This window comes from Streptomyces sp., from assembly GCF_050698815.1.
In the GTDB taxonomy this organism is placed as follows: domain Bacteria; phylum Actinomycetota; class Actinomycetes; order Streptomycetales; family Streptomycetaceae; genus Streptomyces.
The window spans coordinates 1-25,832 of record NZ_JBOHCV010000430.1; the positions used below are offsets into that span (position 1 = coordinate 1).

Sequence of the window (25,832 nt, forward strand, 5' to 3'; positions counted from 1 at the left end):
CCTGGGACGCGACCCGCGTGGCGTCCAGGACATCCAGGATCTGGCCGGCCTCGCCGGGCCGGCCGCCACCGCGCCCGGCCTCGCGTCCGACCCGGACCCGGACTCCGACTCCGACTCCGGTCCCGGGAGGGTGGAGGACCGGCTGGCGCGGGACGGTCTGCTGGTCTGGGTGCTGCCGCTGCCCGCCACCCGCAAGGAGGAGCTGGATCTGGTCCGGCGCGGGGACGAACTGATCCTCACCGTCGGCCCCTACCGGCGCATCCTGCCGTTGCCCTCCGCGCTGCGCCGGTGCCGGGTCGTGGGCGCGGCGCTGGAAGCGGGGGAGCTGCGGGTGCGCTGCGAACCCGATCCCGCTCTGTGGCCGGCGGGCCCGGGACGCTGACGGGTACCGGGAGCCTGCCACCGTCGTCCGCCCGTTCGGGTAACGTCGGATGTGAGTCCACCACCCGCTCTCCGTCGTAGGAGCCGCGCCATGAGCGATGCCGCCGAGCCCGACGTGCCCGACGCCGACTCCTGGGCCTCGGCCTGCGAGGAGGACCTCGCCGCCGAGCGGGCCCGGCGGCGTGCGGAGTACGGGCATCAGCCGGTGAGCGCCGCCGAGGAACTGCGGCGGCTCGCCGACGCGGTGTCCGAGAGGGTCGCCGAGCTGGGCAGACCGTTCGGCGGAGGGGTCGGCTCAGCCGCCGCGCAGGGGATGGCACAGCAGCTGCTCGCGCAGGCCAGGGCGGCCATCGAGCCCGTCGTCCAGCGGAACCCGCAGGTCTTCGACCACCTCGCCGCCGCGGGCGGCGAATTGCTCGCCGCCTACCGCACGGCCGTACAGGAATCCGAGGGGCGCTGGACGGCGGGCGGGCGCGATCCCGCCGCTCCCGGCTCTCCCGCCGCCCCCGGTTCATCCGCCGCCTCCGGTGACCCGTCCGGCAGCGCCGGGGCCGGCGGGGCCGCGGGGGGATCCGAGCGGATCGATCTCGACAAGGACCCGGAAGAGCCGTCCGGCCCCGGAAAGCCGGAGGGGCCGGGAGCCGGGGACGGCGAGTAGGCACCGTGTCACCGGGGCCGATCCCGGCGCCGCACACCCTCCGGTACGGTGGTCCGCGGCGGGGCTCGACCGAATATCCGAGGGACACATGGGACTCACTATCGGCGTCGACATCGGCGGCACCAAGATCGCGGCCGGCGTGGTCGATGAGCACGGCACGATCCTCAAGACCAGCACCGTGCCCACCCCGCCCACCGCGGATGCCGTCATAGACGCGATCGCCGACGCGGTACGGGACGCCAGCGCCGAGTACGAGGTGGACGCCGTCGGCATCGGGGCACCGGGCTACGTCGACGACAAGCGGGCGACCGTCCTGTTCACACCGAATCTGAGCTGGCGGCACGAGGCGCTCAAGGACAAGGTCGAGCAGCGCATCGATCTGCCGGTCGTCATCGAGAACGACGCAAACGCCGCCGCGTGGGGCGAGTACAAGTTCGGCGTCGGCACCGGCCACGAAGACGTCGTCTGCATCACGATCGGCACCGGCCTCGGCGGCGGCGTGATCATCGGCGGCAAGCTGCACCGCGGACGCTTCGGCGTCGCGGCCGAGTTCGGGCACATCCGGATGGTGCCGGACGGTCTGCTGTGCGGTTGCGGCAACCAGGGCTGCTGGGAGCAGTACGCCTCCGGCAGTGCCCTCGTCCGGTACGCACGGCAGCGGGCCACGGCCACGCCCGAGAACGCCGCGATCCTGCTCGGGCTCGGCGACGGCACCCCCGAGGGCGTCGAGGGCAAGCACATCTCCGAGGCCGCCCGGCAGGGCGACCCGGTCGCCATCGACTCCTTCCGCGAACTCGCCCGCTGGGCGGGCTCCGGCCTGGCCGACCTCGCCTCACTCTTCGACCCCGGCGCCTTCATCGTCGGCGGCGGCGTCTCCGACGAGGGTGACCTCGTACTCGACCCGATCCGTAAGTCCTACCGCCGCTGGCTGGTCGGCAGCCGCTGGCGTCCGCACGCCGAGGTGCTCGCGGCCCAACTGGGCAGCAAGGCGGGCATGGTGGGAGTGGCAGACCTTGCCCGACAGGGCTGACGGCACGGCCCGACAGGGCTGACGGCACGGCCCGTCAGGGCTGAGCCCGGCGGTCCGTGACCGAGCAGCCGAGACCGAGGAATGTGAGCCGCGCCCGATGACGCTCGCGGATCTGCCCGCAGCACAGACCGCGTCCGACGGTTCCGCCGTCGTCCGGCTGCTCAGCTACAACATCCGCTCCCTGCGCGACGACAGGTGGGCGCTCGCCCGGGTCATCCGGGCGTGCGCCCCCGACGTCGTCTGTGTACAGGAGGCGCCGCGCTTCTTCGGCTGGCGCAAGCAGGCCGCCCGGCTCGCCCGGGAGTGCGGTCTGGTGTACGTGACAGGTGGCGCGACCGCCACCGGGCCGATGATCCTGGCCACGCTGCGGGCGACGGTCGAACACACCGAGGACGTGCTGCTGCCCCATACGCCCGGGCTGCACCGGCGGGGTTTCGCCACGGCGGTGCTGCGCTTCGGCCCGGCTGCCCGGCTGGGTGTACTGAGCTGTCATCTGAGCCTGCAGAAAGCCGAACGCCAGACGCAGGGCGGCCTGCTGCTCGACCGCCTCGCCGCCCTGGGCGCGGAGCACACGGTGGCCGCGGGTGACCTCAACGAGCGCCCCGGCGGCCGTACGTTCCGCCGCCTTGCCGCAGAACTCCAGGACGGCTGGGCGGTAAAGCCCTGGGGCGGCGAACACACCTCCACGCCGGATCACCCGCACCAGCGCATCGACGCGGTGCTCGCCTCCCACGGGATCGACGTGCTGGGCTGCGGTGTGCCGGCCGGGCTCGAGGGGATCGCCCCCGCCGACCTGCGGGCCGCCAGCGACCACCTCCCGGTGCTGGCGGCACTGAGGGTGCCGCCGGCCACGGCGGGCGGCACGCCCTAGGCGCCGACGCGGTTCACACCACCGCGCCGCGCCCCGGGTCGTCCCCGTCGTCCTCGTCCCGGCCGTCCCGCATCCGGGCCACCAGGGTGGCGAAGCCGCCCAGGAAGCCACCGACGCCGAGGGTGGCGATCCACCAGGTCAGGTCCTGCTGGAAGAGGATCGTGAAGATCAGCAGCAGCGGGCCGCCGAGAACCGCGAGCCAGGCGAACCTCGCGGTGGGGTCCGAGACCGGCAGCGGCGGCGGCTCCGGCGGTACGAAGTGGCCCTCGCCGTCCTCACCTTCGTCGCCGTCACCGATCCGGCTCGGCCAGTCACGCGGGCCCGAGCCCGCCGCGTAGACCGTGAAGCTGCGTACGGCCGTGCCGCCCTCGTCGCCCTCACCCTCGCCCTGGCCGGGCCCGGGTCCGGAGCCGGGCCCGGTGGCGGTGCGGGCGTCACCGCCCGGCTCCGTGGCCGGTGCCAGGCCGTCGGCACGCGGCGCCTCGCCGTACGCGTCGATGATCTGTGCCCAGGCGGCTTCCTCGTCGAACGGCAGCCCCGCTTCCTCGTCCGGCTGCTCCGGTCCGGAGGCCCGGCCCGGCTCCGGATCCTCGCCCGGACCGTGGTCCTCCGCGTCGGGGTTACGCGCCATCACGTGCCGTCTTCCTCGCTTCGAGCCGGGTGATGAATCCGTACGAGTCCGCGAAGATGCGCTCCGCGTCATGGTCCAGCGTGGCCACGTGGTAGCTGTCCTCGAGTACGGTCTCGGTCACGTCGCTGGAGGAGACCGAACTGAGCACCAGTGCCGAGTCGGACGGCGACACGACGTGGTCCGTCCTGCTGTGCAGGACCAGCAGCGGCTGTGTGACCTGTGGCAGCTCGCCGCGCACCATGCGGAAGAAGTTGCGGGCCTCGTACGCGGCGTGCAGCGGCACCCGCTCGTAACCCACCTCCCGCACACCGGGCTTGGCGATGTCGCTGGCGATGCCCGGCGCGGAGGGGAGCAGGAACCGGATGGCCGGCAGCACGAAACCCTGGAGCTTGGGGAAGGTCACCGCGGGGTTCACCACGGTGATCCCGCTCACCGCGTCCCCGTGCCGGGCCGCGAGGCGCAGCGCCAGCGCTCCGCCCATCGAGAGTCCGAACACGAAGACCTGCTCGCAGCGGTCGCGCAGCATCCGCAGCTCGCGGTCGACCGTCGCGTACCAGTCCTGCCAGCCCGTCACCGCCAGGTCCTGCCACCGCGTGCCGTGCCCCGGCAGCAGCGGCAGGGACACCGTCAGTCCCCGCGCGGCCAGGTGATCGGCCCACGGACGCACCGACTGCGGGGAGCCGGTGAAACCGTGGCATACCAGGACGCCGATCTCCGAACCCTCGTGGCGCATGGGTTCGGCTCCGGGAAGGATGGACACATCGGCCTCCAGCCGGTCGGGTGCTGCCAGCCTACGCGGGGGGCCGGGCGCCGGGTAGTTCCGCTGTGCCTGACGGAGGACCGCCGCTTCGGTGATGGCGAGATAGGGTCTTCCCGTCGGAATCAGGAGGTGCTCGGTTGTTCTACGGAGCGGTGAAGCTGTCGGTCGGCAATGGGCTCAAGCTGGCCTTCCGCCCCTGGGTGGAAGGGCTCGAGAACGTGCCCGCCGAAGGGCCGGCGATTCTGGCCAGCAACCATCTGTCCTTCTCGGACTCCTTCTTCCTTCCCGCCGTGCTCGACCGGAAGGTCACCTTCATCGCCAAGGCCGAGTACTTCTCCTCCCCGGGGGTCAAGGGCAAGCTGACGGCCGCCTTCTTCAAGGGCGTCGGACAGTTGCCGGTGGACCGTTCCGGTGTGCGCGGCGCCGGCGAGGCCGCGATCCGCAGCGGGCTCGAAGTGCTTGCCCGCGGTGAGCTGTTCGGCATCTACCCGGAGGGCACCCGGTCTCCGGACGGCCGCCTCTACCGCGGCAAGGCGGGCGGGCTGGCCCGGGTCGCGCTGCGTTCGGGGGCGCCGGTCCTGCCGGTCGCGATGATCGACACCGAAAAGATCCAGCCACCCGGTCAGGTCGTACCCAAGCTGATGCGGCCCGGCATCCGGATCGGGAGGCCGCTGGACTTCAGCCGCTATCAGGGCATGGAGAACGACCGCTTCATCCAGCGCGCGGTGACCGACGAGGTGATGTACGAGATCATGAAGCTGTCCGGCCAGGTGTACGTCGACACCTACGCCACCGCCGCCAAGCGACAGCTCGCCGAGGAGGCGAAGCGGGCGGCGGAGGCCGAAAAGGAGGCCGCGAAGGGGGCGGGGGCCGGGCAGACTGTGGCGGAGCGCAAGCGCGACGAGCCTGAACAGGCCGCGTGAGCGGCCTGAAGGAACAGCCGCGTGAGCGGCCTGTAGGAACAGCCGCGTGAGCGGACAGGGTGTACCCAGGGGTGGGGCAGCAGAGATGGCCGTACGGATGTCCGTCGAGCAGCCGTTGTGGCGCGCGCTGGCCGGCTACCGGGTGCTGGCACTCGGCTACGCGCTCGCCGTCTACATATGGGCCTTCGACAGGTTCTCCCATCCTCTCCCCGGGGCCCTCTACTTCGCCGTGCTCGCGGCCTGGACCCTGAGCACCCTCCCCAAGGTCTCCTCGGCCCGCCGGTGCACCAACGGCTTCCTCGTCATCGACCTCGTCCTCGCCATCGCGGGCATTCTGCTGTCGCTCTACGTCGACTCCGACGGCAGCATCGGCCCCACGCTCCCCTCCATCTGGGTCGCGGGCCCCGTGCTCGCCTTCGCCATCAAGGGCGGCTGGCGCTGGGGCGCGGTGGGCGCGGTCCTGGTCGGGCTGGCCAACATCATCGAGCAGGGCTCGGTCACCCGGCCCACCCTGCACAACGTGCTGCTGGTGTGCGTGGCCAGCGTCGGCATCGGCTACGTCGTCGAGGTGGCACGTGCCAGTGAGCGAACTCTGGCCCGCGCGCTCCAGCTCGACGCCGCCATCCGCGAACGGGAACGGCTCGCCCGCGACATCCACGACAGCGTGCTGCAGGTGCTGGCCATGGTGCAGCGCCGCGGCACGGCGCTCGGCGGTGAGGCGGCGGAACTGGGGCAGCTGGCGGGAGAGCAGGAGCTGGCGCTGCGCACCCTCGTTTCGAGTGGGCTGGTCCCGGCTCCCGGCACCTCGAGGTCCACGGCGGCCGCCGACACCCCCGTCGACCGCTACACCCGCGCCGCGGATGACGGTGCCGGCCCCGGCGAATGTGACCTGCGCGCGCTGCTCTCGCCGCATTCGGGCACCCGGGTCACCTTCGCCGAGCCCGGCGCACCCGTGGTGCTGCGGGCCGCCGCGGCCCGGGAGCTGGCCGCCGCTGTCGGCGCCGCCCTGGAGAATGTGCGGCAGCACGCGAAGGGACCGGCCGGCGAGTCGGCGCAGGCATGGATCCTGCTGGAGGACGAACCGGACGCGGTGATCGTGACCGTGCGGGACGACGGCCCCGGAATCCCCGCCGGGCGGCTCGCGGACGCGGAGGCGGAGGGCCGGCTGGGGGTCGCGCTCTCGATCCGCGGGCGGCTGCGCGACCTGGGCGGCAGCGCGGAGCTGCTGTCGGTGCCGGGGCAGGGAACGGAAGTGGAACTGAGAGTGCCGAAGCGTGCCGCGGAACGCGGCACGTCATGACGGACGACACGGTGGGCGGGCATGGCGGACAGTGCGGACAACGCGGAAGAGGCGAACGGCGCCGAAGAGAGGGATGAGGCCGGCGCGGACGGCCGGCCGGTGACGGTGATGGTCGTCGACGATCATCCGATGTGGCGGGACGCGGTGGCACGTGATCTGGGCGAGGCCGGCTTCGAGGTGGTGGCGACGGCCGGTGACGGCCCGCAGGCGGTGCGCCGCGCCCGGGCGGCCGCGCCCGATGTGCTCGTCCTCGATCTGAATCTGCCCGGCCTGTCGGGCGTCGAGGTCTGCCGCGAACTGGTCGGCACGGCCACCGGCCCCGGCACCGCGCCGCGCGTACTGGTGCTCTCCGCGAGCGGGGAGCACGCGGATGTGCTGGAGGCGGTGAAATCCGGGGCCACCGGCTATCTCGTGAAGTCGGCGAGCATGGCGGAGCTGCAGGACGCGGTGCGCCGTACGGCCCTGGGCGACCCGGTCTTCACCCCCGGCCTGGCCGGACTCGTCCTGGGGGAGTACCGCAGGCTGGCCGCCGACCCGGGCCCCGCGACGGGCCCGCACGACCCCGACGTGCCGCAGCTGACGGAGCGGGAGACGCAGGTGCTGCGGCTGGTCGCCAAGGGGCTGAGCTACCGGCAGATCGCCGAGCGGCTGGTCATCTCGCACCGCACCGTGCAGAACCACGTGCAGAACACCCTGGGCAAGCTCCAGCTGCACAACCGGGTGGAGCTCGTGCGGTACGCCATCGAGCGGGGCCTGGACGGGGACTGACGGGCCGAAGCGGGCGGTTCTTCCCGCTACGTCCGTCAGCAGGGGCGATCGGGTACGGCGACGCCCCGGATCCTCCACGGAAAACGACCTCGCGCCCCCGCCCCCCGTGACGTGGATCACCGCTAGCGTGGCCGCAGTTGCGTACGGAGCCGCGTATCGCGCGGCTATGCGAGAAGGGAGACCCCCATGCGGGTCGGAGTGCTGACCGGCGGTGGCGACTGCCCAGGGCTCAATGCCGTCATGCGGGCCGTGGTCCGTAAGGGCGTTCAGCGGTACGACTATGAGTTCCTCGGGTTCCGGGACGGCTGGCGCGGCCCGCTGGAGGGGGACACCGTGCCGCTCGACATCCCGGCTGTGCGCGGCACCCTGCCGCGCGGCGGCACCATTCTCGGCTCCTCGCGTACGAACCCCTTCAAGGTGGAGAACGGCGTCCGCCGGATCCAGGACAACCTCGTCAAACACGAGGTGGACGCCCTCATCGCCATCGGTGGCGAGGACACGCTCGGCGTCGCGGCCCGGCTCACCGACGAGTTCGGCGTCAAGTGCATCGGCGTGCCCAAGACGATCGACAACGACCTTTCCGGCACCGACTACACCTTCGGCTTCGACACGGCCGTCAACGTCGCCACCGAGGCGATCGACCGGCTGCACACCACCGCCGAATCCCACATGCGGGTCCTCGTCGTCGAGGTGATGGGACGGCACGCGGGCTGGATCGCCCTGCACTCCGGACTGGCCGGCGGCGCCAACTGCATCCTCATCCCCGAGCAGCGTTTCGACGTCGACGAGGTCTGCGGCTACGTCACGTCCCGTTTCAAGGCGAGCTACGCCCCGATCGTCGTGATCGCGGAGGGCGCCATGCCCAAGGACGGCGAGATGGTGCTGAAGGACGCGTCGCACGACTCCTTCGGGCACGTCCGGCTGTCGGGCGTCGGTGAGTGGCTGGCCAAGGAGATCGAGGCGCGCACCGGCAAGGAGGCCCGTACGACAGTGCTCGGGCACATCCAGCGCGGCGGCACCCCGACCCCCTTCGACCGCTGGCTGGCCACCCGTTTCGGGCTGCACGCGATCGACGCGGTGCGGGACCAGGACTGGGGCAAGATGGTCGCGCTGCAGGGTACGAAGATCGTCCGGGTTCCCATCTCGGAAGCCACCGCGCAGCTGAAGACCGTGGACCCCGAGCTGTACGCGGAGGCGAGCGTCTTCTTCGGCTGAATGCCCGCCCCGCCCCGCCCATCGCCGCCCCGCCCGCCGCACAGCGGCGGGCGGGCCGCGTCAGCCGACCGCCACCGCCGCCAGCAGCTCCGCCACGACGGCCGGACCGTTCCGCGTCAGCACCGACTCCGGGTGGAACTGCACACCGGCGAAGGCCGGCCCGCGCAGCGCGTGCACATCCCCGTTCTCCGGATCCCGGCTCAGCTCGATCCCGTGCAGCGCCAGCTCGGCCGCCGTCTCCCGCGCGCAGCGCACCGCGCAGGAGTTGTAGAAGCCGACGGTCTCCGTCCGCCCGAAGAAGTCGATGCGTTCCTGCGCCCCCTGGTACGGGCGCTCCTTCCGCACGATCTCCAACCCCAGCTCGGCGGCGAGCAGTTCGTGCCCCAGGCAGATCCCCAGCAGCCCGTGCCGGTGCTCCCGCAGCAGCTCCGCCGCGAGGCCGCGCAGCACCCGCATCCGCGGATCGGCCGCATCGCCGGTGCGGCGTGTGTCCCGTGGATCGCCCGGACCGGGCCCGAGTACGACCGGCCCCTGGTGTGTGAGCGCGGCCTCCCGCAGGCCGGGCTCGTCGTACCGCCGCACCACCACCTCCGCGCCCGTGGCGCGCAGCAGATGGGCGAGCATCGAGGTGAAGGTGTCCTCACCGTCCACCACCAGCACGTTGCCGCGCAGTGCGCCGCGTTCCTCGCGGGTCTGCATCCGCAGCCAGAACGGCGCGAGGTCCGCGCGCCGCGCCTCCAGCGCCGCCCGGACCCGCAGGTCGTCAGCCGGCCGGGTGTCAGCCGGCCGGGTGTCGGCCGGCCGGGTCCGTGGCCCGCGCTGCTCGTGTACGGGCGCCTCGCGCACCCCGAGGGCGGTGAGCACCCCGGCCGCCTTGGCGTGGGTCTCGGCGACCTCGCTCGCCGGGTCGGAGGCCCGTACCAGGGTGGCGCCGACCGGAACCCGTAGCCGCCCGGTCCTGACGTCGATGTCGGCGGTGCGGATGAGGATGGGGGAGTCGAGGGTCTGCCCGCCCGCGGCGTCCCGTCCGATCAGCGCCAGCGCTCCCGCGTAGTAGCCACGTCCGCCCTGCTCGTGCCGTTCGATGACGCGGCAGGCGTTCTCCACGGGCGAGCCGGTCACCGTCGCGGCGAACATCGTTTCCCGCAGCACCTCGCGCACGCCGAGCGTGCTGCGGCCGCGCAGCTCGTACTCGGTGTGCGCCAGGTGCGCCATCTCCTTCAGCCGCGGCCCCACCACGACCCCGCCCATGTCGCCGACGCTGCACATCATCTTCAGCTCCTCGTCGACGACCATCGACAGCTCCTCGGTCTCCTTGCGGTCGGCGAGGAAGTCCAGCAGGCCCTCGGGGCTCGGCCCGCCGGCGGGATAGCGGTAGGTGCCGCTGATCGGATTCATCACGACGGTGCCGCCCGACATCCGCACATGCGCCTCCGGACTCGCCCCGGCCAGTACCCGGTCGCCGGTGTGCACGACGAAGGTCCAGTACGCGCCCCGCTCCCCGCACAGCAGCCGGCGGAACAGGGCGAGGGCGTCGGCGCGTCCGAAGCCCGGAAGCTGTCCCTCGAAGGTCCGCCGGACCACGAAGTTGGCGCCCTCTCCCGAAGCGATCTCGTCCTCGACGACGCGCCGCACGGTCTCCTCGTACGCCGCGTCGGAGACGTCGAAGGCCCCGTCCTCGACCCGCACCCGGTGCCGGGGCAGGGCCGCCAGCACCTCGCCCAGCGGCAGCTCGTGCACCTCCCGCGGCATCAGGACGGCAAGGGGCGTCCCATCGTCCCGTACCCGGAAGCCGCGCTCGCTGATCTGCCGGAACGGCACCAGGACGAGAACACCATGCTCTCCGTCCGGAATCTCCGCGAGCCGGGTCACCTCGCTCACGGGCCCGGTCAGGATCTCGACGGTGTCGCCGGCCCGGCCGGGGGTGTGTCTGTGCAGCAGCGCGAAGGCCCCGGCGGCTGCTGCGTCGTCGGCGCGCAGCAGTTGCCGGAGGATTGCGGGTGCACCGGTACGTTCTGGCATCTGGGTGGTCCTTCCAGTTACGTGCGAGGTCACGTAGGGGGAGGACCGGCCGCCGACACACCGAAGGCCGCCCCTCGGGCGGCCTTCGCGTCTGTCACGTCAGTCGTGGTGCGCGCGCAGTCGGTGGGCCGCCGGATGAGCGGTCCACCACCGGTTGCCGGTAAAGGCCTGCGCGAACATGCGGGCAGGCTACCCGAGCGGTAAGCAGACGGGTGCGTTCCGTCTCATCACTCGGGCACGGCGAAAACCCCTGGGCATGACCCCGTAACCTGGAGCGCGTGACTGTGAACGCCAATCCCGACGCCGGTGCGCGCACCTGGCGAGACCTTCCCGCGGCGCAGCAGCCCGACTGGCCGGACCACGAGGCGCTGCGCGAGGTGACCGCGGAACTCGAGTCCTATCCGCCGCTCGTCTTCGCCGGCGAGTGCGATCAGCTGCGCGCCCGGCTGGGCGCCGTCGCCCGCGGTGAGGCGTTCCTCCTGCAGGGCGGTGACTGCGCGGAGGCCTTCGACCAGGTCAGCGCCGAGGACATCCGGAACAAGCTGAAGACGCTGCTGCAGATGGGCGCCGTGCTGACCTACGCCGGGTCGGTCCCGGTCGTCAAGGTCGGCCGCATCGCCGGGCAGTACAGCAAGCCGCGCTCCAAGCCGACCGAGACCCGGGACGGGGTGACCTTCCCGTCCTACCGCGGTGACTCCGTGAACGGCTTCGAGTTCACCGAGGCCGCCCGCAGGCCGGACCCGGAGCGGCTGAAGCGGATGTACCACGCGTCCGCCTCCACGCTGAACCTGGTGCGCGCCTTCACCACCGGCGGCTACGCCGACCTGCGGCAGGTGCACGCCTGGAACCAGGACTTCGTGAAGCGGTCACCGTCCGGGCAGCGGTACGAGGCGCTGGCCCGCGAGATCGACCAGGCGCTGAAGTTCATGCACGCGTGCGGCACCGACCCCGAGGAGCTGAAGACCGTCGAGTTCTTCGCCTCGCACGAGGCGCTGCTGCTCGACTACGAGTCGGCCCTGACCCGTACGGACTCGCGCAGCGGCAGGCTGTACGACGTCTCCGGGCACATGGTCTGGATCGGTGAGCGCACCCGGCAGCTGGACGGGGCGCACATCGAGTTCGCCGCGCAGGTGCGTAATCCGATCGGGGTGAAGCTCGGTCCGACCACGACGCCCGAAGAGGCGCTCACGCTGATCGACCGGCTCGACCCGGACCGGGAGCCGGGCCGGCTCACCTTCATCACCCGGATGGGTGCCGACACCGTCCGTGACCGGCTGCCCACGCTGGTGGAGAAGGTCACCGCCTCGGGGGCCCAGGTGGTGTGGGTCTGCGACCCGATGCACGGCAACACCTTCGAGGCGGCCAGCGGGCACAAGACCCGCCGCTTCGACGATGTGCTGGACGAGGTCAAGGGCTTCTTCGAAGTGCACAAGAGCCTCGGAACGCACCCGGGCGGCATTCACGTGGAGCTGACCGGCGACGACGTGACGGAGTGCGTGGGCGGCGGTGACGAGATCTTCGTCGACGACCTGCACCAGCGCTACGAGACGGCCTGCGACCCCCGCCTCAACCGGAGCCAGTCCCTCGACCTGGCGTTCCTCGTCGCGGAGATGTACCGGGATCAGTGAGACCGAAGGGAATGGGGCCCGCGTCACTGTGACGCGGGCCCCATTCCGCTGTTGTGGACAGCGAGCGGCGGGTAAGGTTAGGTTAACCTCATCAAGCCAGCGAGTCCCATCCAGCGAGTCCCGGACGGAGGAGAGCGCGTGTACGTCTGCTCCTGCTTCGGTGTCACCGAGCGACAGGTCCGCGAGCACGCGGAGGCCGGCGCCTGCACGCCGCGCCAGGTCGCCTCGGCCAGCAAGGCGGGGACCGACTGCGGCTCGTGCGTACGCCGGATCCAGGGGCTCCTCGGTCGCGGCGCCTGCCCCCGTGGCCGGCTCGAGCAGGCCACGGAGCGGGAACCCGCTGCCGCCGCCCTCACGGCGGAGATCCTCCCGGAGCGTGAGCAGCGGACCCCCGCGGTGGCGGAAACCGCCTACGAGACCGCCTACGAGGCCGCCTAGGGCGGGAGCGCGGGTCAGCCCTCCGAGGGGGCCTCCTGCTCCACGAGCTGCGCGATGTAGAGCGGCTCGCCCAGCTTCTCGACCAGTTCGAGCTGCGTGTCGAGGTAGTCGATGTGGTGCTCCTCGTCGGCGAGGATGGACTCGAAGAGGTTCGCCGAGGTGATGTCCCCCTTGGCGCGCATCACCTCCACACCGCGCCGCAGCCGGTCGATGGCCTCCACCTCGATCTGCCGGTCCGCCGTGAACATCTCGGTGACCGTCTGCCCGACGTTGACGTGGAAGAGCCGCTGGTAGTTCGGCAGTCCGTCGAGGAACAGGATGCGGTCGGTGAGGCGCTCGGCGTGCCGCATCTCGTCGAAGGACTCGGCCCGGGTGTAACGCGCGAGCTTCGGCCAGCCGAAGTGGTCCTGCATCTTGGCGTGCAGGAAGTACTGGTTGATGGCCGTCAGCTCGGCGGTCAGCTGCTCGTTGAGGAATTCGATGACCTCGGGATCGCCCTGCATGGCTGCGGGCTCCTTCCAGGGGAACGGGTAAAGTGCCAGGTTGCGTGCGCGCGCCCGCGCATCTTCGCACCGTGTCGCGACGCGGTCCAGTAAGTGCAGGCTTACCGAAATCACCCGAATTGGCGGTCGGTCCAGCATCGAACAACCCCTGGGCGGGGTGCTGGTCAGCGGCGGCGCCGGGTTCTGTCACCATGGGGAGATGGGTCAGGCGCAGAGTGGCGAGGGGGAGCCGCGACCGCTTCCGCCCGGACAGCGACTCCAGCGCGGCTGGCCGGTCACGCACTACGGTCCGGTGCCGAAGTTCAAGCCCGACCGCTGGGACTTCCGGGTCTTCGGGGCCACCGCCGACGGCGAGAAGCACTCCTGGGACCACGAGGAGTTCACCGCGCTGCCGTACGAGACCGTGGTCGCCGATCTGCACTGTGTGACCAAGTTCAGCATGCTGGGTGCCGAGTGGGGCGGTGTGCCCGCCCGTACGGTGCTGGAGCTGGCGCCGCCCGCGAGCGACGTCACCCATGTCATGGTCTGGGCCGAGTACGGCTTCAGCTCGAACCTGCGGCTGGCCGACTTCGCCGCGGGGCCCACCCTCTTCGCCACTCATCGCGCGGGCGAACTGCTCACCGCCGAACACGGCTTCCCGCTCCGGCTCGTGGTGCCGCACCTGTACGCGTGGAAGGGCCCGAAGTGGGTGCGCGGCGTGGAGTACATGACCGCCGACCGCCGCGGCTTCTGGGAGGAGCGCGGCTACCACAACATCGGCGACCCCTGGACGGAGCAGCGCTACTCCTATCAGGAGGAGCCCGGCGAGGGCCCCGAGCTCTAGTACACGTCCCGGCGCGCGCTCGCCGGATCGCCGGCACCGGCACCGGCGACGGGTCCGCCGTCCCGCAGTTCCTTCAGCCGTGCCACGTCCGCCGCGTGGCCTTCCTTGCGGCCCGGTGTCTCGATCACCAGCGGCACACCCTCGGTCGCCGGATGGGTCAGCAGGTCGGCGAACGGCGCCGCGCCGATGTGGCCTCGGCCGATGTTCGCGTGCCGGTCCTTGCGCGCGCCCGCGACGTCCTTGGAGTCGTTGGCGTGAATCAGCTTCAGCCGGCCGGCGCCCGTCACCGATTCCAGCTCGTCGAGGGTCCGCTTCACGCCTCCGGGCGCGGCCAGGTCGTGTCCCGCGGCGAACACGTGACAGGTGTCGAGACAGACGCCGAGCCGGGGGTGCCGGTCGAGGACGTCGAAGTACGGTCCGAGATCACGGACTTGGGAGCAGAGTGAGGAGCCCTGGCCCGCCGTCGGTTCCAGCAGCAGACACGGGTCCTCGTCGTGGGTCAGCTCCTCCAGCAACGGCAACAGCAGTCGCCGTACCTGGGCCAGGGCGGTCTCGCGGTCTCGGCCGCCGGTGGCCGAACCCGTGTGGACGACCACACCGAGCGCGCCGATTTCGCGGCCCCGGCGGAGTGAATGGCGCAGCGAGGAAACGGACTTGTCGGCCGTGGCCCAGGTATGCGAACCGAAATTGATGAGATAGGGGGCGTGCACATATGCCGGAAGTCCCCGCTCCGCGCAAGCCGTACGGAATTCCTCGTCCTGCCGCCGGGAGCCGGCCGTTGTCGCCCAGCCGCGCGGATTGGCGACGAAGATCTGGACGGTCTCCGCCCCGATGTCGTCGGCGTGGGAAATGCCACTGGCGGCCAGCCCCCCTGCTACGGGGACGTGGCCGCCAATGGGATTGCGCTGTCGCTTCGTTGTCACATGACTCAGTATGCCGAGTCGACGTTGTCCATCGAACCGTACCTGTCCGCCGCGTAGTTGCAGGCGGCCACGATGTTCGCGACCGGGTCGGTCATGTTCGTGGACGTGCCGTCGACGTGGTAGGCGTCGAAGGTCGGCTTGATGGTCTGGAGCAGACCCTTGGACGGAGTGCCGTTCTGGGCGTTGATGTCCCAGTTGTTCTGGGCGTTCGGGTCACCGCCGGACTCGCGCATGATGTTCCGCTTGATCCCGTCGTAAGAGCCGGGGATGTTGTGCTTCGCCATGATGTCGCGGGCCTCGCGGATCCAGCCGTCGAGGTTGTCCGGGTAGCTCTTGACCGCGGGACGGTCGGCGGCGCGGCTGGCGGCCTGCTTGGCCTTGGCCGCACGCTCCTGCCGGGCCTTCTTCTCGGCCGCGGCCTTCTTGGCGGCAGCGGCCTGCTGGGCTTCGTGCCGCTCGGCGGCCACGGCCTTCTGCTTGGCCACGGCGCTCTTCTGCGCGGCCACCGCGTCGTCGGCGCGCTGGACGTCGGCGTCCAGGGTGCCCTGCTCGGCGTTCTTGGGATGCGCCTCGGAGTGCGGTGCGCCGGAGGGAGTGGAGGAGGCGCTGACCTTCTTGGCGGCGGACTGGCTGGTGTCGCCGGCGTCAGCCGAACTGGGGATGAGGGTCATCGCGAGGGCGGCGGCGCCAACTGCGGAGATGCCTGCGGCGGAGATACGCGTGAACTTGGGGTTGCGGACGTAGCCGGGAATGCGGGGCATGGAGAGCGAACCTTTCAATTGCGTGCGTCGCAGAGCCTGAAAGGCAGTTCACGCCGAGTTCGGATTCCGGCGTCGTGCGACCGAGGGCAATTGTTAAAGGGTCGGAAAACGCAACACAAAAATGTGACGTACTATCCCGCGTCGTGGAAATGGGTGGTGCGGCACTGCGGCGGGGGTCCGGAAAGTGCACTTTGACCAACTGGCGCATCTGTTAACGACGGGTACGTTATCGCACTAAACACCTTCGTACGTGATATGGGTCCTATGTCCGGTGTCACACGCGGCCGGAGTCTGTTCACGCCGGGTAATGGCTTATACGCGCGACGTCAGCGGGAATTCGCCCGTCACGGGCTCAGCGCAGCCAGAGGGTGACGCCGGAGCCTCGCGGGGCCTCCGCGCCGCCGCCCGGCGACTGGTTGAAGACCGTGTCGCCGATGAAGAGCCTGCGTACCGTGACCTCGAAGCCCGCCTTCTCCAGCCGCCGGCGTGCCTCGCCCTTGCCCAGACCGTCCACGTCCGGGACCTTCACCAGGTCGGGGCCCTTGGAGACGGTGAGCGTGACGGTGTCGCCCCTGGCCGCCGTGCCGCCCTCGCCGGGGGACTGGCGGGCGACGGTGCCCTCGTCCTCCTCGGAGAAGACCCGCTTGGCGGCGAAACGGATCTTGAGCCCTTCTTCGCGCAGTTCCTCCTGTGCGGAGTCCCTGTCCTCCCCGACCACGTCCGGCACCTCTACCGGGGCGCCCCTGGAGACGGTGAGGGCGACCGCGGAGCCGGGGCGCCGCGTGTCGCCCGCGTCCGGCTCGGTGCCGATCACAGAGCCCCGCGCGGTCTCCTCGTCGAGCTTGCGCTGCACCGCTCCGGGCTCCAGGCCTGCGTCCTTGAGTTCGCGCCGGGCGTCGGAGAGCGGCGTACCGGCGAGATCCGGAACCTTGACGGTCCGGGGGCCGCGGGAGACGACGAGCGTGACGGTGCCGGTCCTGCGGACACGGTCGCCCGGGTCGGGGTTGGTGTCGATGACGTGGCCGCGCTTGATCCGCTCGCTGTAGTCGCGGGTGACCTTCGCGTCGAGCCCCGCGCCGTCCAGGACCTTCCTCGCCTCGGGCTCGGTCTTGTCCAGCACGGCCGGGGCCCTGGTGAACTGGCCCGAGTTGATGTACCAGACACCGGTGCCGACCAGTACCAGCAGCGCCGCGGCCAGCAGCACGAGGACCAGGCGTCCGTGTCCGCGGTGCGGTGAGGGGGCGCCGTGCGAGGGGCGCGGCCCGTCGGGGGGCGTGGCGGCGAACCGGGCGGTGCGGTTCAGCCCGTCGTCCTCGAAGGGGGCTTCGGAGTCGTATGACCCGTCCTCGGGCACTTCGCCCGCGGCGGGGCGGGGCAGCACGCTCGTACGGTCCTGGGAACCGTCCGCTCTGTGTCCTGCCGCGCCCGCGGCGGCGCCGGCGAGCTGCGTGGGCGCGCCCACCGCCTGCGGCGGTACCGCGTCCAGTTGCGCGCCGGTCAGGCCGGCCCGGGTCCCGCGGGTCTCCGAGAGCATCGCGCCCGCGTCGTAGGGGCGGTTGTCCGGTTCCCGCGCCGTCGCCCGCGCGACCAGGGCGTCCAGGCCGGGGGCGAGCCCGGGCACGGAGGCGGACGGTGCCGGCATGGCCTCGTACAGGTGCTGGTAGAGCACCTGGGCGGGGGTGCCGCCGGAATGGGGCTTGGTGCCGGTCAGCATCTCGTAGAGCATCACGCCGCAGGCGTAGAGGTCCGTGCGGGTGTCCGCGGTGCCGTGCTCGATCTGCTCCGGCGCGAGGTAGGAGACCGTGCCGAGGATGGTGTCGTCGCCCACCGCGGTCTGGCTGTCCACCGCTCGTACGAGTCCGAAGTCGGCGACCTTGACCCGGCCGTCGTCGCCGATCAGCACGTTCTCCGGCTTCATGTCGCGGTGCACGAGGCCGGCGCGGTGCGCGGCGCCCAGCGCGGCCAGCACCGGCTCCAGGACGTCGAGGGCCACCCGTGGCTGGAGCGCTCCACGGTCGCGCAGAACGTCGCGGAGGGTGCAGCCCGAGACGTACTCCATCGCCAGATAGACGTACGTGCCGTCCGTGCCCTGGTCGTAGACGCCGACCACGTTCGGGTGCGCGAGGCGGGCCACGGACTTGGCCTCGCGGATGAAGCGGGCGACGAAGGCGCCGTCGTCCGCGAGTGAGGGGTGCATCACCTTCAGGGCGAGCTCGCGGTCGAGCCGCGTGTCCACGGCGCGGTAGACCGTCGCCATCCCGCCGACGGCCACGCGCGCCTCGACGCGGTAGCGGCCGTCGAGCACCTGGCCGACCGGCGGCGGCTCCCCGGCGGAGCCGAAAGGGTCCTGAAGGCTCGTATCCATCGCCGCAGAGTCTACGAGCCGTCCACGGGACGAAAGTCCATCGTGCGACACAGAACGGGCACCGGTGCCGGACGGTGACGCGGAATATCCCTTTTGTCTCGCCGGTTGATGGTCCCCGGGTGTCGCTCACGTCACCGGAAGGCGGGGCGCTCCGGATCGAACGCGGCCACTCCCTCCACCGGGGAGGACGCCTCGGCGAAGTGGCGGCGGGGGATGCGCCCCGCACGGGCGGCCAGCCGGCCCGCGGTCACCGCGTGCCGCATCGCCTCGGCCATCAGCACCGGCTCCTGTGCCCTGGTCACGGCCGAGGCCAGCATCACCGCCGCGCAACCCAGCTCCATCGCCAGAGCGACGTCCGAGGCCGTTCCCGCGCCCGCGTCGAGGATCACGGGGACTCCGGCCCGCTCGGTGATCAACTGGAAGTTGTGCGGGTTGCGGATGCCCAGCCCGGACCCGATCGGGGAACCCAACGGCATGATCGCCGCGCAGCCCGTCTCCTCCAGCTTCCGCGCCAGCACGGGATCGTCGTTGGTGTACGGCAGCACGGTGAAGCCGTCGTCGACCAGCGTCTCGGCCGCGTCCAGGAGCTCGACGGGGTCGGGCAGGAGGGTGCGCTCGTCGGCGATCACCTCGAGCTTGACCCAGTCGGTACCCAGGGCCTCGCGGGCGAGCCGGGCGGTGAGCACGGCCTCGCCGGCCGTGTAGCAGCCCGCGGTGTTCGGCAGCACCCGGATGCCGCGTTCGCGCAGCACGGACAGGACCGAGCCCTGGACGTTCGGGTCGAGACGGCGCATCGCGACTGTCGTCAGCTCGGTTCCGGAGGCCACCAGCGAGCGCTCCATCACCTCGAGGCTGGGCGCGCCGCCCGTACCCATGATCAGGCGGGAGGTGAAGGAGCTGTCGCCGATGACCAGCGGATCGGACGTGGGCGCGGCGGCCGGGTCGGCGGTGCGTCCGGTGCTCAGGTCTGTGGTCATCTCCGGTCAGCCTCCCTGTACCGCGGTCAGGACCTCGACGCGGTCGCCCTCGGCCAGCCGCAGCTCGGGCCACCGGCCGCGCGGGACGACCGCCTCGTTCACGGCCGCGGCGACCCCGGACGGTGCGGTGGTGAAGGTGGCCACCAGCCGGTCGAGGGTGAGGCCGGCGGGGATCTCGCGGGAGGTCCCGTTGACGCTGACACTGACGGTCGCGGCGGGGGAGAGGTGACTCGTCATGCTGACTGCTCCTGTGGCTCGCTGCCGGTAGGGGTGGCCGCGGCGGGGGACCGGTGGGTCGATGAGTGACCCTGCCGCGTGAAGCGCCGGGGGGTGAAGGGGCGGGCCTGCCGGGGGAGTTCGCCGGTCGCCAGCAGCTCGCCCATCGCGTCGCCGGTGACCGGGGTGAGCAGCACGCCGTTGCGGTAGTGGCCGGTGGCCAGATGGAGGTCCGGCAGCGTGGTGGGGCCCAGCAGCGGCGCGTTGTCGGGCGAGGCCGGGCGGATGCCCGCCCCGGTCTCGGTCAGCGGCAGCTCGGTGAGGCCGGGGGTCAGCTCGTGGGCGTCGCGCAGCAGCTCGTAGACGCCGCCCGCGGTGACCGTGGTGTCCCAGCCCAGTTCCTCGCTGGTGGCACCGATGACCAGCTCGCCGTTGGTGCGCGGCACCAGATAGATGTGGCCGCCGCGCACGACCGCGCGCACCGTGCGGGACAGGAAGGGGCCGTACGCGGACGGCAGCATCCGCAGCCGCAGCACCTGGCCCTTGACCGGGCGCACGGGCGGCACCAGTTCGGGTGGCAGACCGGCCAGCTTCGACGCGTACGAGCCCAGCGCGAGCACCGTCTGCCCGGCCCGCACGGCTCTGCCGTCGTCCAGCGTCACACCGGTGGCGCGGTCGTGTGTGACCGAAACCGCCACTGCCGAGGCGCGCAGGAAGGTGACTCCCGCGCGCTCACAGGCCAGCAGCAGGGCGGCGGCCAGGCGGCGCGGGTCGGCTTGATGGTCGCCGTCCACGCGCAGCCCGCCGCGTACCGACGGGGCCAGCATCGGCTCCAGCCGTCGGCACTCCCGGCCCGAGAGCCACTGCGACTCCAGCCCGCAACGCCTTTGCAGAGCGTGCAGTTCGCGCAGATCCGCACGGTCGTCGGCGTCCAGCGCGACGGCCAGTGTGCCGCAGGCGCGATAACCGATCTCCTGCCCGCTCGCCTCTTCCAGCTCCGCCGCGAAATCCGGATAGCGCGCGGCCGAGGCGAGGTTGAGACCGAGCAGGTCCTCCTCGCCGTAGTGCAGTTCGGTGACCGCTGCCAGCATGCCCGCCGCCACCTGCGCGGCGCCGCCGCCCGGGCCGGGGTCGACGACGGTGGTGCGCATCCCGCGCTGGGCCGACCGCCAGGCGGTGACGAGCCCGATGATGCCGCCGCCGACGACCAGTGTGTCGGCGGCTGCCGGGGACCCGGAGTCCGGCCGGGCCGCGGGGATTTGGGATGTGGTGCGGGTCGTCCTGCTGGAACGCATGAGAACGCTGCTCCTCCCTTCGCCGGAATGACCCGGATCAGGTTCGTACGGTCGGAGGCCGTCAGCCTCCCTCTCAGCCCGGTGCGCCGGACTCCCGCGTATGCCTTTCGTGCTGTCTGCCGTGCCGCTGTCTGCCGTGCTGTCGTGCATGCGCGCTGTCGTGGTGCGGACGTCAGCCTACTGCGCCGCTCCCGCGCTCCACAGGGGAGCCGCAGGGAGTCGCCTGGACCACTCCGCGCTCCACCGGCCGGCCACCGGCCTAAGGTGACCGTGTGAGCGACAGTCGGAGAAGGCAGCGGGTCGTCATCGTCGGTGCCGGGATGGCCGGTACCCAGACGGCGGTGCAGCTTCGCGAGCAGGGCTGGCCGGGAGAGATCCGGCTGATCGGCGGCGAACCCCACCAGCCCTACGACCGCCCCCCGTTGTCCAAGGCCGTGCTGCTCGGCACCGCCGAGAGTTCCGCCTTCGACATCGACTTCGCGACGCTCGAGGTGGACCTGGAACTCGGCCGCAGCGTGACCGGGGTGCGCCCGGCCGAGCGACTGCTGGAGACCGAGGCCGGAGCCGTGGCCTACGACCGGCTCGTCCTCGCCACCGGCGCCGAACCTCTCGCACTGCCCGGCAGCGAGGGCGCCCCGGGCGTCCATCTGCTGCGCACGCTGGACGACGCGGCCCGGCTGCGGCCCGTACTGGCCGCGCGGAGCACCGTCGTGGTGGTCGGCGCGGGCTGGATCGGCGCGGAGTTCGCCACGGCCGCACAGCAGGCGGGCTGCGCCGTCACCGTCGTGGAGGCCGCCGGCCGGCCGCTGCCCGGCGCACTGCCGGGCGAGGTCTCCGAACACATGCGGGCCTGGTACGCGGAGAGCGGCGCCGAACTCCGCACGGGCGTGGCGGTGGACTCCGTCGAGCCGGGCGGCGTGCTGCTGGCCGACGGCACCCGGGTGCCCGCCGACGCGGTCGTGGTGGGCATCGGCTCGCGGCCCGCGACCGGCTGGCTGGCGGGCTCGGGGATCGAGCTGGGCGAGGACGGAGCGATCGTGGCGGACGACCGGCTGCGTGCCTCCGCCCCGCACGTCTACGCGGTCGGTGACTGCGCCTCCTTTCCCTCCGCGCGGTACGGCGAACGGCTGCTGGTGCATCACTGGGACAACGCGCTGCAGGGGCCGCGGGCGGTGGCCGTGAACATCGTTGCCGAGGGCATCGTGGACGGCGAGGCGGAGGGTGCCGTCTACGATCCGGTGCCCTACTTCTGGTCCGAGCAGTTCGGCCGCTTCGTCCAGTACGCCGGACACCACACCGAGGACGACGAACTGATCTGGCGCGGCGATCCGCGCGGTGCCGCATGGTCGGTCTGCTGGCTGCGCGACAGCGCCCTGGTCGCATTGCTGGCGGTCGGCCGGCCGCGCGACCTCACGCAGGGCCGGAAGATCATGGAACGGGGCCTGCCGGTGCGCGGCGAGCGGGTGGCCGACGCGGCCGTCGCACTGAAGAAGGCCGTGCGGTAGCGGCCGCACAGTAGTGACTGTCACCGCGGGATGGCAGGCTGGGTAGCGTGACCGAGATTGATGCGAAGACCGATGCTCTCGTCCCCGCCTGGCTCACCCTCCCCGATGTCGCGGAAAGACTGGACGTCCCAGTGACACGCGTCCGGCAGCTGGTCAAGGAGGGCCAGCTGATCGCGGTGCGCCGGGGGGAGAACCGGACGCTGCAGGTGCCCGCCGACTTCATCGGCTCCGGCCGGATCGTGAAGGGCCTGGTCGGCACCATCACGCTCCTCAAGGACGACGGCTTCAGCGACGAGGAGATGCTGGAATGGCTGTTCACCGCGGATGAGACCCTGCCCGGCACCCCGGCGCAGGCCCTGGGCGAGAATCGCGGGACCGAGGTGAAGCGCCGCGCCCAGGCACTCGCCGTCTGAGCCGCGCGCTCGCCCGCCGACGGCAGAGCCGCACCACTCACCCGCCCTGCACGGGCGTACGGACCGGGCAGCGGGTCCCCACCGCGGGCCCGATGCCGCGGGGCCGTACGCCCGTGCCTCGCAGATCCCTGGAGACGCCCCATGAGCGCCACCGCCCGCCAGCTCCTCGCCGACGCGCGGCTGTACCTGTGCACCGACGCCCGCACGGAGCAGGGCGACCTCCCGGAGTTCCTGGACGCGGTGCTGGCGGGCGGCGTGGACATCGTGCAGCTGCGGGACAAGGGCCTGGAAGCGGCCGAGGAGCTGGCGCACCTCGCCGTCTTCGCGGACGCCTGCCGCCGCCATGGCAAGCTGCTCGCGGTCAACGACCGCGCGGACGTCGCCCACGCCATCGGCTCCGACGTGCTGCACCTGGGACAGGGCGACCTGCCCGTCCCCGCCGCGCGGAAGGTCCTCGGCGAGGGCACCCTCCTCGGCCGCTCCACGCACGCCGAGACGGAGGTCGACGCGGCGATGGCCGAGCCGGGTGTGGACTATTTCTGCACCGGACCCTGCTGGCCCACCCCCACCAAGCCGGGACGGCCGGCTCCCGGGCTGCCGCTCGTGCGGTACACGGCAGCTCGCGCCCCCGTCCGCCCCTGGTTCGCCATCGGCGGAATCGACGCCGCCAACCTGGATCAGGTGCTCGACGCGGGAGCCCGGCGCGTGGTCGTCGTAAGGGCTCTCACCGGCGCGGACGACCCTGGGACCGCCGCGGCGCGGCTGGCCGGGAGGCTGCGGGAACGGGCCGAGAATGAGGACCGGTAAGGCGTCCACTCCGTGGACACCGGCAACGCCCAAGCGGGACGGAGGGGACGTAGCGCTCCGCCCCGGGCTGCCCCCTAGGCAAGGCCGATAGCCTCTACCTATGGCCATCGGTATCTCAGCTACCAGGACAGACCGCCCGCCGACAGTTCGTGACCTGCTCGCCTCGGGGCAGAAGTCGTACTCCTTCGAGTTCTTCGCCCCCAAGACCGAGAAGGGCGAGCGGGCGTTGTGGAACTCGCTGCGCCGGATCGAGGCGGTCTCGCCGACCTTCGTCTCGGTGACCTACGGCGCGGGCGGTTCCTCGCGCGAAGGCACCGTGCGCAACACCGAACGGATCGCCGCGGAGACCACCCTCACTCCCGTCGCCCACCTCACCGCTGTCAGCCACTCGCGGGCCGAGCTGCGCAACGTCATCGGCCAGTACGCCGACGCCGGCATCCGCAACGTGCTCGCCATCCGCGGTGACCCGCCGGGCGATCCGATGGGGGAGTGGGTGAAGCACCCCGAGGGCCTCGACTATGCTGCCGAACTCGTCGAGCTGATCAAGGAATCCGGCGACTTCTGTGTCGGCGTCGCCGCCTTCCCCGAGATGCACCCGCGGTCCACGGACTGGGACTCCGACGTGCGGCACTTCGCCGACAAGTGCCGGGCCGGGGCCGATTACGCGATCACGCAGATGTTCTTCCGCGCCGAGGACTATCTGCGGCTGCGGGACAGCGCGGTGGCCGCCGGTTGCGAGACACCGATCATTCCGGAGATCATGCCGGTCACCAACGTGCAGCAGATCGAGCGGTTCGCGCAGCTCAGCAACGCGACGATCCCTCGGGAGATGGCAGATCGACTCCGGGCCGTCGAAGACGATCCGGCGGCGGTACGCTCGGTCGGGATCGAGTGCGCCACGGAGCTGTGTGCGAGGCTGATGGCTGAGGACGTCCCCGGACTCCACTTCATTACGCTCAACAACTCCACGGCAACGCTGGAAATCCACGAGAATCTCGGACTCCACGAGCGGTCCTGAGCCGAAGCCTGCCGGCCGAGGCGGCGAGAGAGGGGCGTACATGGGCTGGACGGTCCTCTACATCGCGTTCGGCATCGTCGCGTTGTGGCTGTTCGGCGAGGTGCTGCTGCAGTACAAGGCACGACTGCGCTGGCGCCTGCTGGCCTTCACCGGCTTCCTGGGTGTGGTGGCGGGGGCGCTGATTCCGTCGGTACTCGTGATCGGGGCCGGAATCGCCGCCTTCGCCATGGGTCAGACGTTCGTCACGCTCTCGCACCGCCGCGGCTTCGCGGCCGGCTGGGCGCTCAACGGCCCGGGCTTCACCCGCCGTCGCCGCGAGGAGGAAGAGGCGGCGGACGAGGACCCCTCGCTGGAGGTCTCCGAGCTGGAGGCGCACGATACGACGGCGGAGCAGCGCCAGGCCGGCTACGGCTCCGACGGCTATGAGCCGAGCGGCTACGCGTCGAACGGCTATGGAGCGGACGGCTACGCGTCGAACGGCTACGGACCGGACGGCTACGAGCCCGACGTCTTCGCGCCGAACGGCCGGGACACCGGTGCCTACGCCGCGACGCAGGCCTTCAGCCCGAACGCTTACGACGAGACCGGCTACGGGGCGAACGGCTACGACCCGGCGGCCGCGTACGACCCCCTCGGACAGGAACCGGGCGGCTACCCGACCACGAACGGCTACGGCGCCCAGCAGCCCGCCCAGCAACAGTCCGGCCCCGTCTACCAGCCCGGGCCGATGCCGGACGAGACCGGGGAATTCAGCCTCAGCGGCTATGACGACTTCGGCTATCCCGCCGCCGCCCGTCGAGGGATATACCCGGACCAGGCCGACCAGCAGCAGTACACCTACCCGGACCAGCAGCAGTACGCCGCGTACTCCGACCCCTACGCCGGCTACGACGGCAATGGCCAGTACGCGGCCGCGTCCTACGACGGCTTCGACGCCTACGGCAGCGGCTACGGGGGCGGCTACGGCGGCGGGGATCAGCCGGGCTACGGCCCCCAGCAGTCCCCGTACGGCAACGGCTACGGATCCGACGGCTACGGGGCCGACGGCTACGGCACCGGGTACGGCAACGACGGCATGTACACGGGAGAGCAGTCCTACTACCCCCAAACCCCGGCGGCCGGCGGTGCCTGGGTACCGCAGCAGCGCGACGCCGACGAGGTGCCGCCGGAGCAGCAGCCCTACCAGCCGTACCAGAACGGCTACGGCACCGCGGACAACGGCTATTACTACTACGACGACCAGCGCGGCTACTGAGCGCGGAAGCCGCAGCCCCCGCCCCGGCCCCGGCCCCTGTCCCGGCCCCCGTCCCGTACCGGTCGTCCCGCACCGCTCACCGTGAGCCGCGCCAGTCGTCCCCCTCCACGATCAATCCCGCCACCAGCGCGCCGGACATGCCGGCGTGGGCCGGCCCGCCTCCCGGATGAGCCCAGCCGCCGGCCCGGTAGAGCCCCTGCGTCGCCGTCCTGTTGGGCGCCCGCAGCGGCCCGCCGCCCAGTACCGGCGCGGGCACCAGGCCGCCCGGCACGCCCGTCTCGGCCGCGATGTCCTCCGGCGTACGCACCTCCTGCCACCGCACCCGCCCGCCCAGGCCCAGCCCGGC

At 71.8% G+C, this 25,832-nt stretch carries 26 protein-coding genes, 1 pseudogene and 1 riboswitch; of the genes and pseudogenes, 16 read left to right on the forward strand and 11 right to left on the reverse strand.

Annotated elements, in window-relative coordinates; genetic code table 11:
* The 4 genes from ACRDP3_RS15600 to ACRDP3_RS15615 all read left to right on the forward strand — a co-directional run.
* The coding region (locus ACRDP3_RS15600) for an ArsA family ATPase (RefSeq protein ID WP_431517546.1) at positions 1-382 on the forward strand (382 nt) is incomplete at its 5' end.
* A 90-nt stretch (positions 383-472) separates the two neighbouring features.
* Positions 473-1,039 carry a DUF5304 family protein gene (locus ACRDP3_RS15605; protein WP_431517547.1) on the forward strand — a complete coding sequence of 189 codons (567 nt, stop codon included), beginning with the start codon at positions 473-475 and terminating at the stop codon, positions 1,037-1,039.
* Positions 1,040-1,127: 88 nt separating this feature from the next.
* On the forward strand, positions 1,128-2,069 hold the full coding sequence (locus ACRDP3_RS15610; RefSeq protein ID WP_431517548.1) for an ROK family glucokinase: 942 nt from the start codon (positions 1,128-1,130) through the stop codon (positions 2,067-2,069).
* A gap of 97 nt (positions 2,070-2,166) precedes the next feature.
* Positions 2,167-2,940: an endonuclease/exonuclease/phosphatase family protein gene (locus ACRDP3_RS15615; protein WP_431517549.1), complete on the forward strand. Its 774-nt coding sequence runs from the start codon at positions 2,167-2,169 to the stop codon at positions 2,938-2,940.
* Between the two features lie 13 nt (positions 2,941-2,953).
* Here the strand turns inward: ACRDP3_RS15615 and ACRDP3_RS15620 are convergent, their stop codons facing one another.
* A complete protein-coding gene (locus ACRDP3_RS15620) occupies positions 2,954-3,571 on the reverse strand; it encodes a hypothetical protein (RefSeq protein ID WP_431517550.1) in 618 nt (205 codons plus the stop codon).
* Positions 3,561-4,331, reverse strand: a complete 771-nt coding sequence (locus ACRDP3_RS15625) for an alpha/beta hydrolase (protein ID WP_431517551.1) — start codon at positions 4,329-4,331, stop codon at positions 3,561-3,563. Before ACRDP3_RS15625 ends, ACRDP3_RS15620 begins: the two co-directional genes overlap by 11 nt.
* Positions 4,332-4,468: 137 nt before the next feature.
* Here ACRDP3_RS15625 and ACRDP3_RS15630 point away from each other — a divergent pair, with 137 nt between their 5' ends.
* The 4 genes from ACRDP3_RS15630 to ACRDP3_RS15645 all read left to right on the forward strand — a co-directional run bounded on the left by ACRDP3_RS15630 (position 4,469) and on the right by ACRDP3_RS15645 (position 8,537).
* Positions 4,469-5,254 (forward strand): lysophospholipid acyltransferase family protein, encoded by a 786-nt coding sequence (locus ACRDP3_RS15630; RefSeq protein WP_431517552.1) that lies wholly within the window; start codon positions 4,469-4,471, stop codon positions 5,252-5,254.
* A gap of 85 nt (positions 5,255-5,339) precedes the next feature.
* A complete protein-coding gene (gene macS, locus ACRDP3_RS15635) occupies positions 5,340-6,554 on the forward strand; it encodes a MacS family sensor histidine kinase (protein WP_431517570.1) in 1,215 nt (404 codons plus the stop codon).
* Between the two features lie 108 nt (positions 6,555-6,662).
* On the forward strand, positions 6,663-7,322 hold the full coding sequence (locus ACRDP3_RS15640; protein WP_431517571.1) for a response regulator: 660 nt from the start codon (positions 6,663-6,665) through the stop codon (positions 7,320-7,322).
* A 186-nt stretch (positions 7,323-7,508) separates the two neighbouring features.
* Positions 7,509-8,537, forward strand: coding sequence for a 6-phosphofructokinase (locus tag ACRDP3_RS15645; RefSeq protein WP_431517553.1), 1,029 nt, complete (start codon positions 7,509-7,511; stop codon positions 8,535-8,537).
* A 60-nt stretch (positions 8,538-8,597) separates the two neighbouring features.
* Here the strand turns inward: ACRDP3_RS15645 and ACRDP3_RS15650 are convergent, their stop codons facing one another.
* Positions 8,598-10,559 (reverse strand): anthranilate synthase family protein, encoded by a 1,962-nt coding sequence (locus ACRDP3_RS15650; protein ID WP_431517554.1) that lies wholly within the window; start codon positions 10,557-10,559, stop codon positions 8,598-8,600.
* Positions 10,560-10,837: 278 nt separating this feature from the next.
* Here ACRDP3_RS15650 and ACRDP3_RS15655 point away from each other — a divergent pair, with 278 nt between their 5' ends.
* Both ACRDP3_RS15655 and ACRDP3_RS15660 read left to right on the forward strand, forming a co-directional pair.
* Entirely contained in the window at positions 10,838-12,187 is a 1,350-nt protein-coding gene (locus tag ACRDP3_RS15655) for a class II 3-deoxy-7-phosphoheptulonate synthase (RefSeq protein ID WP_431517555.1), read from the forward strand.
* A gap of 138 nt (positions 12,188-12,325) precedes the next feature.
* Positions 12,326-12,625: a (2Fe-2S)-binding protein gene (locus ACRDP3_RS15660; protein ID WP_431517556.1), complete on the forward strand. Its 300-nt coding sequence runs from the start codon at positions 12,326-12,328 to the stop codon at positions 12,623-12,625.
* 14 nt (positions 12,626-12,639) lie between these two features.
* On the opposite strand, the gene bfr is transcribed toward ACRDP3_RS15660, so the two are convergent.
* Positions 12,640-13,128, reverse strand: coding sequence for a bacterioferritin (gene bfr / locus ACRDP3_RS15665; protein ID WP_431517557.1), 489 nt, complete (start codon positions 13,126-13,128; stop codon positions 12,640-12,642).
* A gap of 199 nt (positions 13,129-13,327) precedes the next feature.
* On the opposite strand from bfr, the gene ACRDP3_RS15670 reads away from it, so the two are divergent.
* The gene (locus ACRDP3_RS15670) at positions 13,328-13,951 is read left to right on the forward strand and encodes a sulfite oxidase-like oxidoreductase (protein ID WP_431517558.1); all 624 of its coding nucleotides are present in this window, start codon (positions 13,328-13,330) and stop codon (positions 13,949-13,951) included.
* On the opposite strand, the gene ACRDP3_RS15675 is transcribed toward ACRDP3_RS15670, so the two are convergent.
* The 6 genes from ACRDP3_RS15675 to thiO form a co-directional block, all read right to left on the reverse strand.
* Complete coding sequence (locus ACRDP3_RS15675; RefSeq protein WP_431517559.1) at positions 13,948-14,874, reverse strand: deoxyribonuclease IV; 927 nt, start codon at positions 14,872-14,874, stop codon at positions 13,948-13,950. The genes ACRDP3_RS15670 and ACRDP3_RS15675 overlap by 4 nt on opposite strands.
* A 5-nt stretch (positions 14,875-14,879) precedes the next feature.
* Positions 14,880-15,635 (reverse strand): transglycosylase SLT domain-containing protein, encoded by a 756-nt coding sequence (locus tag ACRDP3_RS15680; RefSeq protein WP_431517560.1) that lies wholly within the window; start codon positions 15,633-15,635, stop codon positions 14,880-14,882.
* A gap of 352 nt (positions 15,636-15,987) precedes the next feature.
* Positions 15,988-18,000 carry a Stk1 family PASTA domain-containing Ser/Thr kinase gene (gene pknB, locus ACRDP3_RS15685; protein ID WP_431517561.1) on the reverse strand — a complete coding sequence of 671 codons (2,013 nt, stop codon included), beginning with the start codon at positions 17,998-18,000 and terminating at the stop codon, positions 15,988-15,990.
* Between the two features lie 131 nt (positions 18,001-18,131).
* Positions 18,132-18,977 (reverse strand): thiazole synthase, encoded by an 846-nt coding sequence (locus tag ACRDP3_RS15690; protein ID WP_431517562.1) that lies wholly within the window; start codon positions 18,975-18,977, stop codon positions 18,132-18,134.
* A gap of 6 nt (positions 18,978-18,983) precedes the next feature.
* The gene (gene thiS, locus ACRDP3_RS15695; RefSeq protein WP_431517563.1) at positions 18,984-19,214 is read right to left on the reverse strand and encodes a sulfur carrier protein ThiS; all 231 of its coding nucleotides are present in this window, start codon (positions 19,212-19,214) and stop codon (positions 18,984-18,986) included.
* Complete coding sequence (gene thiO / locus ACRDP3_RS15700) at positions 19,211-20,488, reverse strand: glycine oxidase ThiO (protein ID WP_431517564.1); 1,278 nt, start codon at positions 20,486-20,488, stop codon at positions 19,211-19,213. The genes thiS and thiO overlap by 4 nt, the downstream gene beginning before the upstream one ends.
* Positions 20,486-20,596, reverse strand: a riboswitch (TPP riboswitch). (Overlaps the previous gene by 3 nt.)
* Before the next feature lie 164 nt (positions 20,597-20,760).
* On the opposite strand from thiO, the gene ACRDP3_RS15705 reads away from it, so the two are divergent.
* The 5 genes from ACRDP3_RS15705 to ACRDP3_RS15725 all read left to right on the forward strand — a co-directional run bounded on the left by ACRDP3_RS15705 (position 20,761) and on the right by ACRDP3_RS15725 (position 25,486).
* Entirely contained in the window at positions 20,761-21,993 is a 1,233-nt protein-coding gene (locus ACRDP3_RS15705) for an NAD(P)/FAD-dependent oxidoreductase (RefSeq protein WP_431517565.1), read from the forward strand.
* A gap of 47 nt (positions 21,994-22,040) precedes the next feature.
* Positions 22,041-22,406 (forward strand): Rv2175c family DNA-binding protein, encoded by a 366-nt coding sequence (locus ACRDP3_RS15710; protein WP_431517566.1) that lies wholly within the window; start codon positions 22,041-22,043, stop codon positions 22,404-22,406.
* 141 nt (positions 22,407-22,547) lie between these two features.
* Complete coding sequence (thiE, locus tag ACRDP3_RS15715) at positions 22,548-23,213, forward strand: thiamine phosphate synthase (RefSeq protein ID WP_431517567.1); 666 nt, start codon at positions 22,548-22,550, stop codon at positions 23,211-23,213.
* 100 nt (positions 23,214-23,313) lie between these two features.
* A complete protein-coding gene (gene metF / locus ACRDP3_RS15720; RefSeq protein WP_431517568.1) occupies positions 23,314-24,231 on the forward strand; it encodes a methylenetetrahydrofolate reductase [NAD(P)H] in 918 nt (305 codons plus the stop codon).
* 40 nt (positions 24,232-24,271) lie between these two features.
* Positions 24,272-25,486 carry a hypothetical protein gene (locus tag ACRDP3_RS15725; protein WP_431517569.1) on the forward strand — a complete coding sequence of 405 codons (1,215 nt, stop codon included), beginning with the start codon at positions 24,272-24,274 and terminating at the stop codon, positions 25,484-25,486.
* A gap of 76 nt (positions 25,487-25,562) precedes the next feature.
* Here ACRDP3_RS15725 and ACRDP3_RS15730 read toward each other — a convergent pair.
* A pseudogene (locus ACRDP3_RS15730) lies at positions 25,563-25,832 on the reverse strand (NAD(P)/FAD-dependent oxidoreductase); the annotation flags it as partial.

What these genes read in the sequence shown, in the direction of transcription:
- ACRDP3_RS15640 (WP_431517571.1), top strand. Translation starts at nt 6,663, where the DNA reads ATGGTCGTCGACGATCATCCGATGTGGCGGGACGCGGTGGCACGTGAT.
- bfr (WP_431517557.1), bottom strand. Translation starts at nt 13,128, where the DNA reads ATGCAGGGCGATCCCGAGGTCATCGAATTCCTCAACGAGCAGCTGACC.
- ACRDP3_RS15725 (WP_431517569.1), top strand. Translation starts at nt 24,272, where the DNA reads ATGGGCTGGACGGTCCTCTACATCGCGTTCGGCATCGTCGCGTTGTGG.
- ACRDP3_RS15615 (WP_431517549.1), top strand. Translation starts at nt 2,167, where the DNA reads ATGACGCTCGCGGATCTGCCCGCAGCACAGACCGCGTCCGACGGTTCC.
- thiE (WP_431517567.1), top strand. Translation starts at nt 22,548, where the DNA reads ATGAGCGCCACCGCCCGCCAGCTCCTCGCCGACGCGCGGCTGTACCTG.
- ACRDP3_RS15620 (WP_431517550.1), bottom strand. Translation starts at nt 3,571, where the DNA reads ATGGCGCGTAACCCCGACGCGGAGGACCACGGTCCGGGCGAGGATCCG.
- metF (WP_431517568.1), top strand. Translation starts at nt 23,314, where the DNA reads ATGGCCATCGGTATCTCAGCTACCAGGACAGACCGCCCGCCGACAGTT.
- ACRDP3_RS15690 (WP_431517562.1), bottom strand. Translation starts at nt 18,977, where the DNA reads ATGACCACAGACCTGAGCACCGGACGCACCGCCGACCCGGCCGCCGCG.
- macS (WP_431517570.1), top strand. Translation starts at nt 5,340, where the DNA reads ATGGCCGTACGGATGTCCGTCGAGCAGCCGTTGTGGCGCGCGCTGGCC.
- ACRDP3_RS15650 (WP_431517554.1), bottom strand. Translation starts at nt 10,559, where the DNA reads ATGCCAGAACGTACCGGTGCACCCGCAATCCTCCGGCAACTGCTGCGC.
- ACRDP3_RS15670 (WP_431517558.1), top strand. Translation starts at nt 13,328, where the DNA reads ATGGGTCAGGCGCAGAGTGGCGAGGGGGAGCCGCGACCGCTTCCGCCC.
- ACRDP3_RS15680 (WP_431517560.1), bottom strand. Translation starts at nt 15,635, where the DNA reads ATGCCCCGCATTCCCGGCTACGTCCGCAACCCCAAGTTCACGCGTATC.
- pknB (WP_431517561.1), bottom strand. Translation starts at nt 18,000, where the DNA reads ATGGATACGAGCCTTCAGGACCCTTTCGGCTCCGCCGGGGAGCCGCCG.
- ACRDP3_RS15610 (WP_431517548.1), top strand. Translation starts at nt 1,128, where the DNA reads ATGGGACTCACTATCGGCGTCGACATCGGCGGCACCAAGATCGCGGCC.
- ACRDP3_RS15605 (WP_431517547.1), top strand. Translation starts at nt 473, where the DNA reads ATGAGCGATGCCGCCGAGCCCGACGTGCCCGACGCCGACTCCTGGGCC.
- thiO (WP_431517564.1), bottom strand. Translation starts at nt 20,488, where the DNA reads ATGCGTTCCAGCAGGACGACCCGCACCACATCCCAAATCCCCGCGGCC.
- thiS (WP_431517563.1), bottom strand. Translation starts at nt 19,214, where the DNA reads ATGACGAGTCACCTCTCCCCCGCCGCGACCGTCAGTGTCAGCGTCAAC.
- ACRDP3_RS15645 (WP_431517553.1), top strand. Translation starts at nt 7,509, where the DNA reads ATGCGGGTCGGAGTGCTGACCGGCGGTGGCGACTGCCCAGGGCTCAAT.